General features: G+C 72.3%; 10 protein-coding genes. 4 read left to right on the top strand and 6 right to left on the bottom strand.

Features of this window, described 5'->3' with window-relative positions:
- Nucleotides 1-18 precede the first annotated feature (18 nt).
- From Q4C85_RS03470 to Q4C85_RS03450, 5 genes are all read right to left on the bottom strand, one after another.
- The gene (locus Q4C85_RS03470; RefSeq protein ID WP_303139580.1) at nt 19-2151 is read right to left on the bottom strand and encodes a beta-galactosidase; all 2133 of its coding nucleotides are present in this window, start codon (nt 2149-2151) and stop codon (nt 19-21) included.
- A 208-nt stretch (nt 2152-2359) separates the two neighbouring features.
- Entirely contained in the window at nt 2360-3853 is a 1494-nt protein-coding gene (locus Q4C85_RS03465) for a glycoside hydrolase family 36 protein (RefSeq protein WP_303139578.1), read from the bottom strand.
- Nucleotides 3854-3983: 130 nt separating this feature from the next.
- Nucleotides 3984-5162 carry a phosphoglycerate dehydrogenase gene (locus Q4C85_RS03460; protein ID WP_303139576.1) on the bottom strand — a complete coding sequence of 393 codons (1179 nt, stop codon included), beginning with the start codon at nt 5160-5162 and terminating at the stop codon, nt 3984-3986.
- 38 nt (nt 5163-5200) lie between these two features.
- Entirely contained in the window at nt 5201-6283 is a 1083-nt protein-coding gene (gene serC, locus Q4C85_RS03455; protein ID WP_303139574.1) for a 3-phosphoserine/phosphohydroxythreonine transaminase, read from the bottom strand.
- Between the two features lie 21 nt (nt 6284-6304).
- Nucleotides 6305-6808, bottom strand: coding sequence for a transposase family protein (locus Q4C85_RS03450; protein ID WP_303139572.1), 504 nt, complete (start codon nt 6806-6808; stop codon nt 6305-6307).
- 182 nt (nt 6809-6990) lie between these two features.
- On the opposite strand from Q4C85_RS03450, the gene Q4C85_RS03445 reads away from it, so the two are divergent.
- Nucleotides 6991-7617, top strand: a complete 627-nt coding sequence (locus Q4C85_RS03445) for a GNAT family N-acetyltransferase (RefSeq protein ID WP_303139569.1) — start codon at nt 6991-6993, stop codon at nt 7615-7617.
- 72 nt (nt 7618-7689) lie between these two features.
- On the opposite strand, the gene Q4C85_RS03440 is transcribed toward Q4C85_RS03445, so the two are convergent.
- A complete protein-coding gene (locus tag Q4C85_RS03440) occupies nt 7690-9213 on the bottom strand; it encodes a CCA tRNA nucleotidyltransferase (RefSeq protein WP_303139566.1) in 1524 nt (507 codons plus the stop codon).
- Nucleotides 9214-9279: 66 nt separating this feature from the next.
- Between Q4C85_RS03440 and Q4C85_RS03435 the strand changes: the two genes are divergently transcribed.
- Genes Q4C85_RS03435 through Q4C85_RS03425 form a run of 3 tightly spaced genes read left to right on the top strand, consistent with a single transcriptional unit; the run spans nt 9280 to nt 15874 of the window.
- The gene (locus Q4C85_RS03435; protein WP_303139564.1) at nt 9280-9789 is read left to right on the top strand and encodes an NUDIX hydrolase; all 510 of its coding nucleotides are present in this window, start codon (nt 9280-9282) and stop codon (nt 9787-9789) included.
- Nucleotides 9786-12074, top strand: coding sequence for a DUF6049 family protein (locus Q4C85_RS03430; protein WP_303139561.1), 2289 nt, complete (start codon nt 9786-9788; stop codon nt 12072-12074). Before Q4C85_RS03435 ends, Q4C85_RS03430 begins: the two co-directional genes overlap by 4 nt.
- Nucleotides 12068-15874, top strand: coding sequence for a lipid II flippase MurJ (locus Q4C85_RS03425; protein WP_303139558.1), 3807 nt, complete (start codon nt 12068-12070; stop codon nt 15872-15874). Before Q4C85_RS03430 ends, Q4C85_RS03425 begins: the two co-directional genes overlap by 7 nt.
- Nucleotides 15875-15946: the final 72 nt, after the last annotated feature.

The following is a 15946-nucleotide window of genomic DNA, read 5'->3' as shown; positions in this document are numbered from 1 at the left end:
GACAGGAGCCGGCGGGTCTCAGCGCGCCTGCCCCTCGACGATGAGCACGCCCCAGCCGGGGAGCGTGACGGCGGTGCCCCGACCAAGCGCGGCGCCCGGCTGCCCGGTCGTGCCCAGGACATCAGTCCCCGCCGCCGGCAGGTCGAAGGAGACCGGGTCGGCGGAGTAGTTGAGGAAGTAGGTCAGGTCCCGGCCCCGGGCGTTGACGCCACGGCGGACGGTCACCGTTCCGGCCAGGTCCATGGGCCAGTCCCGCAGCCCCGCCTCGTCGAGGACGACGGCGAGCACCTCCTTGAGGACCTCGGCGCTCGTCCACGCGGCGACATGGGTCAGTGAGCCGGAGCCCACCGCGCGCCGGGCGATGGCGGGACCGGACCAGGCGTGGTGCTCATAACTGGCCAGGACCTCGACCTCGGCGTCGCCCTGGGGGTCCTCCACGGGGGTGAGCAGCTCCATGTAGGTGCGCAGGCCCAGGTCCACCTCGCCGGCCCGCTGGGCCCCGGCGGCATCGCCGAGGCGTTCGGCCAGGGCTCCGGCCGGGGCCAGACGCACGCCCCGGGGGCGGGTGAACTGGTCGGTGCCCAGGCCCAGCAGCCCCGACAGCCCGTGGGGCTGCCGGTCGGTGACGACCTGGAGGTTCTCGTCGGCCACGCCCGTGCGGAAGGTCGTCACGAGCCGCCCGCCGTCGGCCACATAGGCGCGCAGCGCCTCGACAGTCCCCTCCGTGGCGGCGTAGAGGGCGGGCACCACGAGCAGGTCGTAGCGCGACAAGCACTGCGCCGTCGCACCGGCCGGGACGATGTCCACCTCGACGTTGAGCTCGAACAGGGCGTCGTAGACCCAGCGGAAGACGTCGTTGTAGTTGGCGCCCCCACCGGAGTAGGCGCGGGGGAAGCCGCTGTCCAGGCCGAACCACTCCAGGGCGGTCAGGGCCTCGTTGGACACCATGACGGCGACGCGGTTGCGCTTGCGCAGGCCGGCCAGCGCGTCGGCGTGCTCAGCCATCTCACGGCCGAGGACGGCCGCCTCGAGGTAGGTGGGGTTGGCGGAGTAGTCCTGGGAGACCAGGCCCTTCCAGTAGGTCTCGAAGGAGTTGTGGAGGGAGCCCCAGTGCCAGTACATGACACCCATCGCGCCGCCCGCCAGGTGGGAGTACCCCTGGAGGCGCAGCTGGCCGGGGTAGGGCAGCCACCCCATCTGGCCCTGCGCCTGGGTCTCGACGACGAGGTAGGGCTCGCCATCCTTGAGACTGCGGGACACGTCCCCGCCGAAGCCGATCTCCTTGCCGGTCAGCTCGTCCTCGCCGGGGTGGTAGATGTCGACACCCGCCAGGGTGACCGCCTCGGCCGCAGCGAAGTGGTCGACCGCCGGCTGGATGCCGAAGGAGTGTCCACGCCACTCGTAGTCGAAGTTCTGCGTGACGAACTGGTGGGGCAGGCGGTAGTCGTCGACGATGCCGCGCTGCCAGGCGAGGAACTCGGTGACCAGGCCGCGCCGGAAGGAGTCGAAGGCGGCGGCCAGCGAGGCGTTGATCGTGCCAGTCACGTCCGGGAAGTCCTCCCAGGCGTTGATCCGGTTGGCCCAGTAGTTGAGGCCGTAGGCGGCGTTGAGGGCGTCGAGGTCTCCCGCGAAACGCTCCTTGAGGCTGGCCTGGAAGGCCCGCTGGATGTCATCGTTGGCCGCGTCGTAGTACTTCGTCTCGTTGTCGAGCTGGAAGCCGATGACGCCGGGCCGCGGTGCCGTGCGCGCCACGAGCGCCCGGATCGCCGCCTCGGCGTAGTGGCGGTAGGCCGGGGACAGGATGTTCATGTTCTGCCGGGGCCCGTAGGTGTTCGGGCCGGCGGCGGTGACGCCCAGGACCTCGGGGTGGAGGGAGGCCAGCCAGGTGGGGACCGCGGCGGTGGGGGTGCCGATGATGACGTCCAGGCCGTGGGCCTCGGCCGCGTCGAGGGCGCGGTCGATGTGGGTGAAGTCGAAGGTCCCGGGGGCCGGGTTCCACGTCCCCCAGGTGAACTCGGCGATGCGGATCGTGGTGAATCCTGCTTCGACCATCATCGCCATGTCGCGCTCGAGACGGTCGGGGCCGGCGGAGGCGGGGGTGTACTCGTCGTAGTAGGCGGCGCCGAAGATGAGGCGGTCGGTGTGCGTCATATGACCCTCCTGAGCGGCTCCCTCGCCGCTTATCTAGTGGTTACTAGATAGTAGCCACTGGGGAGCCAGAAGGGAAGGGGCTGAGGTGCTCGCGACGGACATCGAGGCCTCGGCCTCGCCCTCGGTCACCGATCGCGCGCCATTCCACCGATCGGTCGGAATCCTCCGCGCGGTCGGATGCATCGGCCGGCCACCTCGACCGGGTCGTTCACAGGGGGTAGGCGGCGACCGCGGCTCCAAGGGCCGGGGAGAGGTCGACCTCGCGACCGTCGAGCCGGAAGCGGTGGCGGCCGGTCAGCTCGACCCGCTCGCTGCCGGCCAGGAAGTCGCGCACCGCCTGTCGCTCGGCCTCATCGAGCCAGGCGGTGGGGTCCGACAGGCAGCGGAAGCGGCAGGCAGCGGCCAGGTCGCGCAGCCAGCCCATCTGCTCCTCGCTCAGGAGGTTGCGGCGGTGCCGGAAGAAGGCGACGTCGGGGTCGATGCCGATGACCTCGCCGAGCCACAGGCGGTCGACCGAGGTGCTCAGGGCGTTGCGGGCGGTGGCGTCGGAGGGGTCGGAGCTGGCGTAGTTGTCCCACAGCGGCGCCACGTCCGGCCCGATCCTGATCGCGTCGAGCAGGCCGAGGGAGGGCAGGGGGAGAGCGCCGCAGCCCAGGAGGTAGGCGTCCTGGCCGGCCGCCTCGCGCACGACCTCCAGGCCGATCCGGTAGGCCCGCTCGCGGTCCACTGGGGCCGAGCGCACCCCCGGGACGGCAGCGGCGTAGATGAAGTCGAGCTTGAGGTAGGTGTAGCCCCAGTCGTGGACGGCCCGGCGCACGATGCCTGCGACGTGCTCCTGGGCGTCGGCCCTGGTCAGGTCGAGGGTGTGGTAGTCCACGCCCCAGTTCGTGCCGGCCACCGCGGGGCGGCCCGTGGGGTCGGTGACGAAGAGCTCGGGGCGGTCGACGGCGGTCCTCGACCCCGGCACGGCGATGAAGGGGGCGATCCACAGGCCCGGCTGGAAGCCGGCGTCGCGGATGGTCCGGGCGGTGTGCGCCATGCCCGAGCCGAAGCGCTCACCCGCCTGCCAGTCGCCGACGCTGCGCTCCCATCCGTCATCGATCTGGACCGTGCGCACCCCGAGCCCGGCCAGCCCCGCGACCTCGGCCGCGATGGCCTCCTCAGTGACGGTCTCGTAGTAGGAGTACCAAGAGCACCACACCGACTGGGGGTGCACGGGCCGGCGGCCGGCCACCGCGGCGACGGCGCGGGCGTAGTCGCTGAGCAGCTCGGTGGGCGCTCCGACCGCGATCCGCCACCGTCCCGGTCGGCCGGTCTCGGTGAAGGCCTCCAGGGCGGCGGTGTCGGCGCGCAGCCGGGGCGTGTCCCCGGTCAGGGCCCCCACAAGGAGCCCCTGGCCGGCATCCTCGACCACACCGACCCACGAGGAGTGGTGGCGCACCGGGTCGTCCCAGCCGCTGTCGTCGGCGGTGCGTCGGCGCACGGGGTCCTCGATGCGCAGCGGCGGGGCGTCCAGGGGACGCCAGCCGCAGGGCGACCAGGAGTTGTGCCCGTGGCGGTAGAACTCGCCGTGCGGCATGTCGTGCAGGACGGCGAAGCGCGCCGAGGTCAGCACGGCCGCACCGTCCTCAAGGCTGAGGCGGTCGTCGGGGTGGCAGGAAATGGCCAGGGTGCGCCCCGGCAGCTCGAGGGTGCGGATCATGGCGCTCCTGTGCTTGTCGGTTCATGGTCCCGGACGCCCGGGGCCGCAGTGGAGACACACCCGGGTGCCCCGGGGCGGGGTGCCCGGGCGGCGCCCCGGGCAGTGGCGGACAGACGGTGAGGAGCCGCGCTCAGATGCCGCGGGCCGACAGGACCCCGTCGATGGCGCGCAGCTCGTCGAGGACGGTCTGGGAGATCTCGCCCTCGACGTCGACCAGCGTGACCGCCAGGTCCCCGCGCGACTTGTTGAGCAGGCCGGCGATGTTCTGACCGTGCTGGGCCACGATGGTGGAGACCTGCCCGACCATGTTGGGGACGTTGCGGTTGACGATGACGAAGCGGTGGGTGCCGGGGGTTCGGGCCATGACCGCCTCGGGGAAGTTGACCGAGTTGTGGACCTGGCCGTCCTCAAGGAAGCCGCGCAGCTCGTCAACGGCCATGATGGCGCAGTTGCGCTCGGCCTCCTTGGTCGAGGCGCCCAGGTGGGGCAGCGCCATGCACTTGGGGTGGCGGTCGACGAGGGTGGAGGGGAAGTCGCAGACGTAGCCCCCCAGGGTGCCCTCGTCGAGGGCAGCCACGACGGCCTCGGTGTCGACGATCTCGGAGCGGGCGAAGTTGAGCAGCACCGCCGTGTCCTTCATGAGGGCCAGTCTCTGGGTGGAGGCCAGCCCCCGGGTCGCCTCGATGAGGGGGACGTGGACGGTCAGGATGTCCGCGCGGCGGAAGACGTCCTCCATCGAGTCGGCGCGCTCGACGTCGGCCGACAGGTGCCAGGCGTGCTCGACGCTGATGGCCGGGTCGTAGCCGACGACCTTGAGCCCGAGCCCCAGGGCGGCGTTGGCGACCTTGACGCCGATGGCGCCCAGGCCGATGACGCCCAGGGTGCGGCCTGGCAGCTCGAAGCCGACGAACTGCTTCTTGCCGGCCTCGACCGCCTTGGCGATCTCAGCGTCCTCGCCGGGCAGGTCGCGGGCGAAGAGTGCGGCGTGGAAGAGGTTGCGGGAGGCCAGGAACAGGCCGGCCAGGACGAGCTCCTTGACGGCGTTGGCATTGGCGCCGGGGGTGTTGAACACCGGGATGCCGCGCTCGGTCAGGGCCTCGACGGGGATGTTGTTCGTGCCGGCACCCGCGCGGGCGACGGCCATGACCGAGTCGGGGATCGGGGTGTCGTGGAGCTTGGCCGAGCGCAGGAGCAGGGCGTGGGGGTCGGCCTGGGAGGTGCCGATGTCGTAGAGCTCGTCGGGGAAGCGGGACAGGCCGGCGCCCGAGATGGCGTTGAGGGTCTGGACGCGGAACTGCTTGGCGGTCATGGGATGAGGTGTCTCCTGCGTGGTGGGGTACGGCCCGGTCAGGCCCGGGTGCGCTCAAAGTCGGTCATGTAGTCGATGAGGGCGTTGACACCCTCGTCGGTCATCGCGTTGTAGAGGGAGGCGCGCATGCCGCCGACGGACCGGTGCCCCTTGAGATTGGTCAGGCCGGCCTCCTGGGCGCCGGCGAGGAAGTCGGCGTCGAGGGCGGAGTCGGCCAGGGTGAAGGGGATGTTCATCCAGGACCGCGAGCGCGGCTCGACGGGGTTGGCGTAGAAGTCCGAGGCGTCGATGGCGGCGTAGAGCCGGGCGGCCTTGGCCTCGTTGCGCTCGCCCATGGCGGCCAGGCCGCCGGTGTCCTGGATCCAGTGCAGGATGAGTCCCAGGAGGTAGATGGAGAAGGTGGGCGGGGTGTTGAGCATCGAGTCGCTGCCGGCCATGACCTTCCAGTCCCAGATGGCCGGGACGTCGGGGCGGGCGCGGTCGAGCAGGTCCTCGCGCACGATGAGGACAGCCAGGCCTGCGGGGCCGAGGTTCTTCTGGGCGCCGCCGTAGATGACGCCGTAGCGCCGCACGTCCAGCGGGCGCGAGAGGTAGGTCGAGGAGAAGTCGGCCACGAGGGGGACGTCTCCGGCCTCGGGGACCTCGGGGAACTCCACCCCGCCGATGGTCTCGTTGGGGGTGTAGTGGAGGTAGGCGGCCTCGGCGGGGACGGTGTAGGAGCCGGGGGCCGGGGTGGTCGTGTAGGACGAGGCGGCCTCGTCGGCCAGGACCTCGACGGCGACGCCCTGGCGGCGCGCCTCCTTGATGGCCTTGGCCGACCACTGGCCGGTGTTGAGGTAGGCGACGGTGTCCCCGGGTGCGGTGAGGTTGAGGGGGATGGCGGAGAACTGTCCGGTGGCGCCGCCGGCGAGGAACAGGACGCGGTAGTCCTGCGGCACGTCGACCACGGCACGCAGGGTGGCTTCGGCGTCGGCGGCGCAGGCGACGAAGTTCTTCGCCCGGTGGGAGTCCTCGAGCACGCTCATGCCGGAGCCGCGCCAGTCGGTCAGCTCGGAGGCCGCCTGCTCCAGGACGGGCAGGGGCAGCTGGGCGGGGCCGGCGGAGAAGTTGTGCACGCGCATACGCCTCATCGTCGTCGCTTCTCAGTGGCCGGGCAACTTCGTCTCACACCATGGGGTGGGGAGTGTGGGGTTCCAAGACGCCGGGCGGGCATTGGGGGGCGAGACGGTGCGCCCGGGGGCTGCCGAGCGAGCGGCACCGAGCATGATGGCCAGGACTGCGGCGGTAATGGTGGTGATGGTCAATGGGTCGAGGCTGACGTGGCGCAGGGCCTTGAAGTGCTTGAGCATGGCGTTGGCTCTGGCGGCCGGGGCGCGCAGGGCGGTGTGGAGGTGGTTGAAGGTGGCGTCATCGGGACAGGGCCTGGTGCCCTTGACCGGGGTCAGCACACCGGCCCCAGAACCGGTGTAGCCCGTGTCTGCCAAGGTGGGCATCCCGTCAGCAGCGGCCTTGTACAGGGCAGGCAGCACATGGGCCCTGGCCGCAGTGATGTCATGGGTCGAGCCGGGCGCCACCGGCCAGACCCACACCGGGAGGCCGGTGTGATCGGTCAGGACCTGGACGTTGCCCCCGAAGGCCTTGTGCAAGACGTGCGTACCACAGGTGGTAGACGGTCTCGGGGTTGCGGGCGGCGACCCTGTTGGTACGGATCAGCGTCCGGTCCAGACACACAATCCGGCGCGTCCCCGCGGCAGCTGCTCGACGAGGTTGCCGGCTGTGGCTGGGAGGCTGCGCGGTTGCAGGGCACCGCGGCTGACATACTGGCGCAGTGACCGCCACCCGACCTGCGCCCGAGCTGGTGCTGACCGGACGCGCCGTCGCGCTGCGCGCTCTCACCGCCGAGGACCTGCCCGCCCTCCACACCGCCATCGGGCACCCCGAGGTCTTCGCCGGGGGCTGGGGCGGGGGAAGCGCGGCGTACCGGGCCGACTACGCGGGATGGGCGCGGCACATCGACGGCTACCTGCGCTGGGGCGTCGGCAACGTCTACGCCGTATGCCTGCCGCGCGACTCGGGCCAGGAGGTCGTCGGCACGACGACACTGGCCGACTTCCACCTCGAGCACGGCGCTGCTCACATCGGCTGGACCGCCTATGCACCGCGCCTGTGGGGCACGACGGTCAACACTGACGTGAAGCTCACGCTCCTGGGAGCCGTTTTCGACCACGGCTTCGAACGGGTCCAGTTCCAGGCCGACGTGCTCAACAGCCGCTCGCGCCACGCCATCGAGGCCATCGGCGCCGTCCCTGAGGGGATCATGCGCCACACCCAGCGCCGGGCCGACGGCTCCTGGCGGGACACGGCCGTGTACTCGATCCTGCGCGAGGAGTGGCCACAGGTCCGCACCCACCTTCGGGCACGCCTGGACAAGAAGGTGGCCTCCGGTACGGCCTGAGCCGAGCCGGCCACGACCCCCCTTGAGACGAGTGAGGGTGTCGGCGGGAGTGTCCCGCCTCGGGGCCGGGGCCTACTCCCCGCGGGCGGCCCACCAGGAGCGCAGCGCCTCGCGCGCCATCTCCTGGCCCATCGGCCCCTTCTCCATGCGCAGGTCAAGCAGGAAGCGGTAGGCCTCACCGACGACCGGACCGGGCGCCAGGCCGAGCTCGGCCATGATCTGGCTACCGTCGAGCTCGGGGCGGATGGCGGCGAGCTCCTCGGCCTGGCGCAGCGCGGCGATCCGCTCCTCCAGGTCGTCATAGGCGGCGTCAAGCATCCGGGCCTTGCGCTTGTTGCGGGTCGTCACGTCCGCCCGGGTCAGCCGGTGGAGCCGTTCGAGCAGCGGCCCGGCATCGGTGACGTAGCGCCGCACCGCCGAGTCCGACCATCCGGCGTCGGCGTAGCCGTGAAAGCGCAGATGCAGCTCGACGAGCCGGGCGACGTCCTTGGTCGTCTGCTTGTCGAAGCGCAGCGCCCTCATCCGCCGGGAGGTCATCCGCGCACCGACGTGGTCGTGCCCGTGGAAGGTGACCGTGCCCCCCGGCATGAACCTCCGGGTCGCCGGCTTGCCGATGTCGTGCAGGAGCGCCGCCAACCGCAGCCGCAGGTCGGGCGCCGGCACGGGCCCCTCAGGGCCGGTCTCCAGGGCGATGGCCTGGTCCAGGACGGTCAGGGTGTGCTCGTAGACGTCCTTGTGGCGCCGGTGCTCGTCCACCGTCTCGCGCAGCGCCGAGACCTCGGGCAGGACGACGTCGGCCACACCCGTGTGCACCATGATCTCCAGGCCCCGCCGCGGCCAGGGGGACAGCAGGAGCCGCTCGAGCTCGGCGCGCACCCGCTCGGCCGAGACGATCTCGAGGCGCCCGGCCATCGCCTCCATCGCCGCCATGACGTCGGGCTCGACGTCGAAGCCCAGCTGGGCGGAGAAACGGGCGGCCCGCATGATGCGCAGCGGGTCGTCGTCGAAGGACTGCACGGCGCTGGCCGGCGTGCGCAGCACGCCGGCACGCAGGTCGTCCAGGCCCCCGTGGGGGTCAACGAGCTCGAGGTCGGGCAGGCGCAGGGCCATGGCGTTGACGGTGAAGTCCCGTCGGCTCAGGTCACCGACGAGGGTCTCGCCGTAGGCCACCGCCGGCTTGCGCGACCCGACCTCGTAGGCCTCTGTGCGATAGGTCGTGACCTCGACCACGTCATCGCCCTTGCGCGCACCGATCGTGCCGAAGTCCTTGCCGATGTCCCAGCAGGCGTCCGCCCAGGCCGTCAGGATCTCCTCGGTGACCTCCGGAGGCGCCGAGGTGGTGCAGTCCAGGTCATGGGGCACGGCGCCCAGAAAGGCGTCGCGCACCGGCCCGCCGACCAGGGCCAGCTCGTGGCCGGCGCGGGCGAAGCGGTGCCCGAGGGCCGCCAGGGACGGGGGCAGGCCGGCCAGGGCGGTGCGCGCCGTGGGCGTCAGCCCCTGGGCGTCGACCTCCTCGGTGGGCTCAGGGGCCCGCCCCACGCGGGGGGCGGGCGGGCAGGACCGGGGGGCATCGGCGGGGCGGGGGGCGTTCATCATCCCAAGCCTGCCACGCGGGGCGGTCGTCTTCTGACCGGCCGGGACTCGACCGCCTAGAGTGTCCTCATGCCCACGCATCGCACTCGCAAGCCCCGCGCCGGATCCCAGGCGCGCCGGACGAGTGCACGGGCACTTCCTGTCGTCGACGAAACGAGTGCCGGCGGCCTGGTCGTGTCGGTCAGGGACGGCCAGGCCTACACCGCCGTCATCGCCCGCCGGAACCGGGGCGGCCGCCTCGAGTGGTGCCTGCCCAAGGGGCACCTCGAGGGGGCGGAGACCCCCGAGGAGGCCGCGGTGCGCGAGATCGCCGAGGAGACCGGCATCACCGGCCGCGTCCTGCGCCACCTGGCCACTATCGACTACTGGTTCGCCGGGGAGGAGCACCGCGTCCACAAGGTCGTCCACCACTTTCTCCTCGAGGCTCTCGACGGCGACCTCACCACAGCCAACGACCCCGACCACGAGGCCGAGGACGTCGAGTGGGTTCCCCTGGACGAGGTCGCACGGCGCCTGGCCTACCCCAATGAGCGGCGTATCGTCGCGGCCGCCAAGGAGATCCTCGTGGGGGACGGATGACTCCCCGCGGGGCAGCACGGCGCCCTCGACGACGCCGCTCCGGCGCGCGCGAGCTCCCCACAGGGCTCGCGGCGCTGCTCACCGTGCTGCTGATTACGAGCTGCGCCCTGGCGTGCCTCGCCTCGCCGGTGGCCCCTGCCGCCACCGCTCGGGCCGTGGTCGGGACGACGCCGGCCACCGGAGCCCAACCGGCGGCACCGGCCGTGCCCGCCCAGGACACGCCCGTCGACGGCGAGGTGACCCTCATGGTCGAGACACTCGCCCCCGAGGTCGTGCGCGACGACGAGGACCTCACCATCACCGGCACGATCGCCAACGGCACCGATGAGGCCATCGCGGACCCCGAGCTGCTCGTCGCGATCCAGCGCAGCACGGAGATCACCCGGGACGGCCTGGGCTCATGGCTCGCCGAGGAGCGGAACACCACCCTGGCCGAGGCGGCCACCCTCGCCCTGGACACCGAGATCCCAGCCGGGCAGAGCCTTCCCTTCTCCGTGACGGTCCCCGCCGAGGACCTGCCCCTGAGCGACACCGAGGAGTGGGGTCCGCGAGGCGTGGAGGTCTCGGTCAACGAGGGCGCACAGACGGTGGCCTCCGACCGCACGATCATGCTGTGGGACGCGGGCGTCACCGTCAGCCCCACCCGGGTGACCACCATCATCCCCGTGACCGCCTCACCCGAGGAGCTCCTGGCCCTGCTGTCCTCCGAGGAGGCCGCGGGAACCGCCGCCGACCAGGCCACGGCGAGCACGGACCAGGATCAGGCCGCCGACACCACCGACTCCGCCCTGGCCGAACGCATCCGCGGCCTGCTCGACCTGGCCGGCCGGGGTGTCGTCCTGGCCGTCGACCCCGCCATCCTCGCCGCCCTGGGGGTGGGCGCCGATGGCTCCACGGCCTCATCCCCGGCGACCAGCGCGCCCAGCGCCTCGCCCGCACCGACCGCTGGCGCCACCCAGGACTCCCCGGACGCCACGGCCCTGTCCGAGGCGCTGGCCCGTGCAGCAAGCGCCGGCGACGTCGTCGCCCTGCCCTGGGCCGACGCCGACATGTCGGCCCTGGCCCACCTGGGCCAGAGCGACCTCATCGCCTCGGCCCTCAGCCGCTCCCAGGAGTCCGCCGTGGCCGGGGCCGGCGCCGGGACCTCCCTCGTGTGGAGCGCGGGCCCCCTCGACACGACGACGCTCAACGCCCTGCCGGACTCGGTGACCACGGTTGTGGCCGACACCGAGGACATGGACGTGGCCGAGGACCTGTCCTACACGCCCTCGGGCCACACGACCCTGGGAGCGCGTACGGTCCTGCTGCCCGACGGGGCGCTGTCGGCCGCGCTGAGAGGACAGCTCGTCCTGGGCGAGGAGACCACCGAGCTGTCCTCCCTCGACACGATCCAGCTCCTGCGGGCCCAGACCGCGATCCTCACCCGCCAGGCCCCCAGCCTGAGCCGCGACATCGTCGTCGTCCTGGACCGGGCGACCGCGGCGGGCGCCGATCCTCAGGAGGTCGCCGCCCAGGTCAACGCCCTGACCACCAGCTCATGGACCCAGGGCGCGGGTCTGGCCGAGCTCGTCGCTGCCGCCGCGACGGCGGCCGAGGACGGCTCCGAGGTCGAGCGCACCGATCTGTCCGAGACCCAGACCGCCGATGACGAGCTGACCGCCTCCGACCTGGCCCAGGCCCGTTCGACCTTCACCTACCTGGGGTCGGTGACCTCGATGATGGCCGACCCCGGTGCCGCACTGGGGTCCGACGCCGACCTGGTCGCCCAGATCGCGTCCTGCTCCTGGCGCTCGGATCCCACGGCCCGCGGGACGGCGGTCTCGGCCGCCCGCGGGCGCGGCGAGGACCTGTCGGCGGGTCTGACCCCAGCGCCGTCGCGCACCGTCAACCTCATCGCCGCCACCGCCGACCTGCCGATCCGCATCACCTCCTCCCTGGACCAGGCCACCACCGTCACCGTCCAGCTCCGGCCCAGCTCGCCGCGGTTGCAGGCCCCCCGGGCGGTGACGGTCACCGTGCCCGCCCACGGGGAGGCGATCGCCTCGGTTCCGGTCAAGGCGGTGGGGTCCGGTGACGTCGACGTGGCCATCGTGCTCAAGACCCCGCAGGGCACGACCGTGGGCGTGCCCGCCTCGGTCCACATGCGGGTGCGGGCCGACTGGGAGTCGATCGGCACCGCCGTGTTGGGGGGAGGGCTCGTCCTCATGCTCGTCGTTGGCATCGTGCGCACGGTGCGCCGGGGCCGGCGCACCATCGTCACCGTTCCACGGGAGGCACCATGGTGACCCAGTCCACGGCGCCCGCCGCCTCGAGGAAGACCAGCTCGATCGCCCGCTCCAGCGCCGTCATGGCCATCGGCACCCTGGCCAGCCGCATCCTGGGACTGGTGCGCACGGCCCTGGTCATCGCCGCCCTGGGGGCCACCGCCTCCGGGGCGGCCGACGCCTTCAACATCGCCAACGCCCTGCCCACCCAGCTCTACGGCCTGCTCATCGGCGGCATCCTCAACGCCATCCTCGTGCCGCAGATCGTGCGGGCGATGCGCCAGCACAACGGGGAGGAGCTGGTCAACCGCCTGCTCACCGCCGCCTCCCTGACGATCGCCGCCGTCGCGGGGCTCCTCACGGTGGCCGCGCCCCTGGTCGTCATGCTCACCGCATCCGGCCTGGGCCGCTGGCAGCCCCTGGCCTTCGCCTTCGCCTTCTGGTGCATGCCGCAGGTCTTCTTCTACGGCCTGTACGCCCTGTGGGGCCAGGTACTCAACGCCCGGTCGAACTTCGGGCCGTACATGTGGTCCCCGGTCCTCAACAACATCATCTCGATCCTGTCCCTCATCGCCTACCTGCGCATCTATGGCGGCTACACCTCCGGGCAGGACCCCTCCCTGTGGACCTTCGAGCGCATCGCGCTCATCGGGGGCACGACGACGCTGGGCATCGCCGTCCAGGCCCTCGTCCTCTACATCCCCCTCGTGCGATCGGGCTTCCGCCCGCGGCTCGTCTTCGGCATCCGCGGCATGGGTCTGGGGGGCATGTCGAAGGTGGCGCTGTGGGCGCTGCTGGGTGTGGGAGCCGCCGAGCTGGGCACGTGGGCGACCACCAACCTGGGCTCGCGCGCGGTGACCGCCGCGGAGACGGCGCAGTACGCCGACGTCATCGTCCCCTCGACGACGATGTACTCCAACGCCCAGATGATCTATATGCTGCCGCAGTCCCTGGTGACGACCTCGATCATCACCGCGCTGTTCACCCGGATGAGTGAGAAGGCGGCGGCCGACGACGCCCGGGGCGTGCGCGACGACCTGTCCCTGGGCCTGCGCAGCGTCGCCGTGTTCACCGTCCTGTTCGCCGCCGGGATCGGCACGCTGGCCACCCCCGCCCTCCAGCTCTTCTTCCCCTCCATCTCCCTGGCGCAGGCCGCGGCCTCGGCGCCCATCCTGACGATCCTGGCGGTGGGGATCATCTTCCAGGGGATCTGGTTCACCACGCAGCGGGTCATGCTCGCCTACGCCGACACCAAGCGGCTGCTGTGGGCCGACGTCCCCGTGGGGATCGTGCCGGTCGTCATCTGCCTGGGCGCCTACTTCCTGGCGCCTGCCAACCACTGGATGGCCTGGGCGGCGGTCGGCTCGGTGCTCAGCCAGGTCGTGGGCTGCGTCGTCATCATCCCGCTCATGCGCCGGCACCTGCCCAGCCTCGACGGGCGCCGGATCACCCTGACCTATGCGCGCCTGGTCGTCGCAGCGCTGCCGACGGTGCTCACCGGGCTGGCGATCCGCAGGCTCCTGGGGCCGGCCGACGGCACGATCACCGGGTCGCGCCCGACCGACGCCGCGGTCACACTGCTCGTGTCCGCCCTGGTCATGACCGTCGTGTACCTGGTCGTGGCCACGGCCCTGCGGGTCGAGGAGCTGAGGGTCCTGTCGGGCCCGCTGTCCTCGATCATCGGCCGCCTGGGCCGGATGCTGCCGGGCCCGGTCGGAACCGCCCTGACCCGCATGTCCCAGGCTATCCGCCCGGCGCCGGCCGAGGCGGAGGGCGACGGCGAGGAGCCCCTCGTGCTGCCGCGCTCGGTACCACCGGGCAGCGCCGTCCCCCTGCCGTACTCGCTGACCGCCGATGTCCCGGCACCGCGCCCCTCGCGACCCTTCCGCCCCGCTCCCGCACCGACCCTGGCCGATCTCGCTGCGGTCTCCGAGGCCGTACGCAGCGCTGCGCCCGGTACACTCTCGCCACACGTACAGGGACCCTGGGGCCCGGGAAGGATGAGCCTCTTGACGAACGCGACGCCGATCGGCTCCGGACGCTACGAGCTCGTGTCCCCGCTGCCCGCCACGCTGCCGCGCATCGTGCGGCACGTCGGGCGGGACACCATCTTGGACCGCGAGGTGACGGTCCTGGTCCTCACGGCCGCCACTCCCCACCGCCAGGAGGTGCTCGAGGCCGCCTCACGTGCGGTCCTGGTCGACGACGCCCGGATCCAGCGGGTCTACGACGTCGAGACCTCCGGCAAGGCCTTCATCGTCACCGAGCCGACCACCGGAGCAACCCTGTCGACGCTCGTTGCCGACGGGCTGAGCCCCGCCCAGGTGCGTGCCATCGTCGGTGAGCTCGCCGAGGCGCTCGAGGCCTGCTCACGCCGCGGCCTGCACCACCTCAACCTGTCCCCGGACTCCGTGCGCCTGCGCCCCGACGGCACCGTCCAGCTCTCGGGGGTCGGGGTCGAGGCCGCCGCGCTCGGCCTGGACGTGATGACCTCCGCCGACCCACTGGCAGCGGACCGCAAGGACGCCCACGCCCTGGTCGAGCTGCTCTACTACGGGCTGACCAACCGCTGGCCGGGCAAGCGCTCGGGCATCGCCTCGGCACCGACCACCACCGGTGGGGCACCGGTGCCGCCCTCACGCCTGGCCTCCGAGATGGTCGCCTCCGACGCCGACCTCGATGCACTGGTCAAGAGCGCCTGGGGACCCGAGCCGCCCGCGTCGGCCTCGGTCGTCGCACGCGCCCTGGCACCGTGGGACAAGTCCAGCCTGCCCGTGGCATCCGCACCGGTCGCCCAGCCGCCGGCCCAGGTCCAGGAGGCTGCGGCTCCGGAGTCAACGACGACCTCTCTGGCCGACGGCGTGGCCGAGGCCACCCGTGGTGTCCTGTCCCGCCTGCGTCGGCTGTCGACCGCGCGTCCCGCACCCCGGACAAGCGCCTCGGCGCCGACGGTCACGCTGCCCACCAACACGGGCGCCTCCGCCACGCCGGCACCCGCCACGCCGGCACCGGCCGAGGCCCCGGCGGCAGGTGCGCCGGCAGCGAGCGCTCCGGCCACGCCGCAAGCACCCGCCGCGCCGCCGACAACGGCCGCGCAACAGCCTGCTGCGGCGGGTCCCCAGGGGCTGCCGGTCGGTGGGCTCGAGACCTTCTCGGCCGAGGAGGGCCAGTGGCAGGGGGACGAGGAGAAGCGCTCGGTGAGTCGCACCTCCAAGGTCGTCATCACCGGCCTCGTGCTCGCCATTCTGCTCGGTCTCGTGCTCGCGGTGGGCAACCTCCTCCAGCTCGCCGGGGTGCGGATCTCCGAGGAGGACATCCCGGCCGCCTCCACCGTTCCGACCACGGCCGCCGCCGCACCGGCCCCGCCGCAGGACCCGGCCGCGCAGGCAGTCCCGATCGTCGTCGTCCAGGCCCAGCCGGTGGACCCCGACGGGGTGAGCGACGAGCACGCCTATGAGGTCGCCAATGTCTTCGACGGCGACCCGTCGACGCAGTGGATGTCGCAGTACTACTCGACCTCCGCCTTCGGCAACATCAAGAACGGGCTGGGAGTCGCGCTCTCTCTAGAGCAGGCGGCGACGGTCTCGGGCATCGAGATCCAGGGCACCGGCGAGGGCGGTCATGTCCAGATCCGTGCGACGACCCCGGAGGACCCCGCGGGTGGCACCCTGCTCGCCGAGGGCTCCTTCAGCTCGGGGACGACCAGCCTCACCTTCTCCGCCCCGACGACCACCCAGTCGATCGTCGTGTGGGTGACGAGCCTTCCGCGGGCCTCCGACGGCGACTGGAAGGCCACCATCAGCGAGATCACGCTGCGTTGACCCGCACCACGCCGGACCGGGGGAACAATCCCCGCCGGTTGCGGGTTCCACCACCGGTGCCACCCTCCGGGT

The sequence above is a fragment of the Actinomyces sp. genome (genome assembly GCF_030524025.1).
Classification (GTDB): domain Bacteria; phylum Actinomycetota; class Actinomycetes; order Actinomycetales; family Actinomycetaceae; genus Actinomyces.
Note: the sequence above shows the minus strand (reverse complement) of the source record. Positions and strands in the feature narration are given on the sequence as shown.

Bases quoted from the DNA above. Each gene is read 5' to 3' on its own strand.
- Q4C85_RS03470 (WP_303139580.1), bottom strand. From the start codon at position 2,151: ATGACGCACACCGACCGCCTCATCTTCGGCGCCGCCTACTACGACGAG.
- Q4C85_RS03465 (WP_303139578.1), bottom strand. From the start codon at position 3,853: ATGATCCGCACCCTCGAGCTGCCGGGGCGCACCCTGGCCATTTCCTGC.
- Q4C85_RS03460 (WP_303139576.1), bottom strand. From the start codon at position 5,162: ATGACCGCCAAGCAGTTCCGCGTCCAGACCCTCAACGCCATCTCGGGC.
- serC (WP_303139574.1), bottom strand. From the start codon at position 6,283: ATGCGCGTGCACAACTTCTCCGCCGGCCCCGCCCAGCTGCCCCTGCCC.
- Q4C85_RS03440 (WP_303139566.1), bottom strand. From the start codon at position 9,213: ATGATGAACGCCCCCCGCCCCGCCGATGCCCCCCGGTCCTGCCCGCCC.
- Q4C85_RS03435 (WP_303139564.1), top strand. From the start codon at position 9,280: ATGCCCACGCATCGCACTCGCAAGCCCCGCGCCGGATCCCAGGCGCGC.
- Q4C85_RS03430 (WP_303139561.1), top strand. From the start codon at position 9,786: ATGACTCCCCGCGGGGCAGCACGGCGCCCTCGACGACGCCGCTCCGGC.
- Q4C85_RS03425 (WP_303139558.1), top strand. From the start codon at position 12,068: ATGGTGACCCAGTCCACGGCGCCCGCCGCCTCGAGGAAGACCAGCTCG.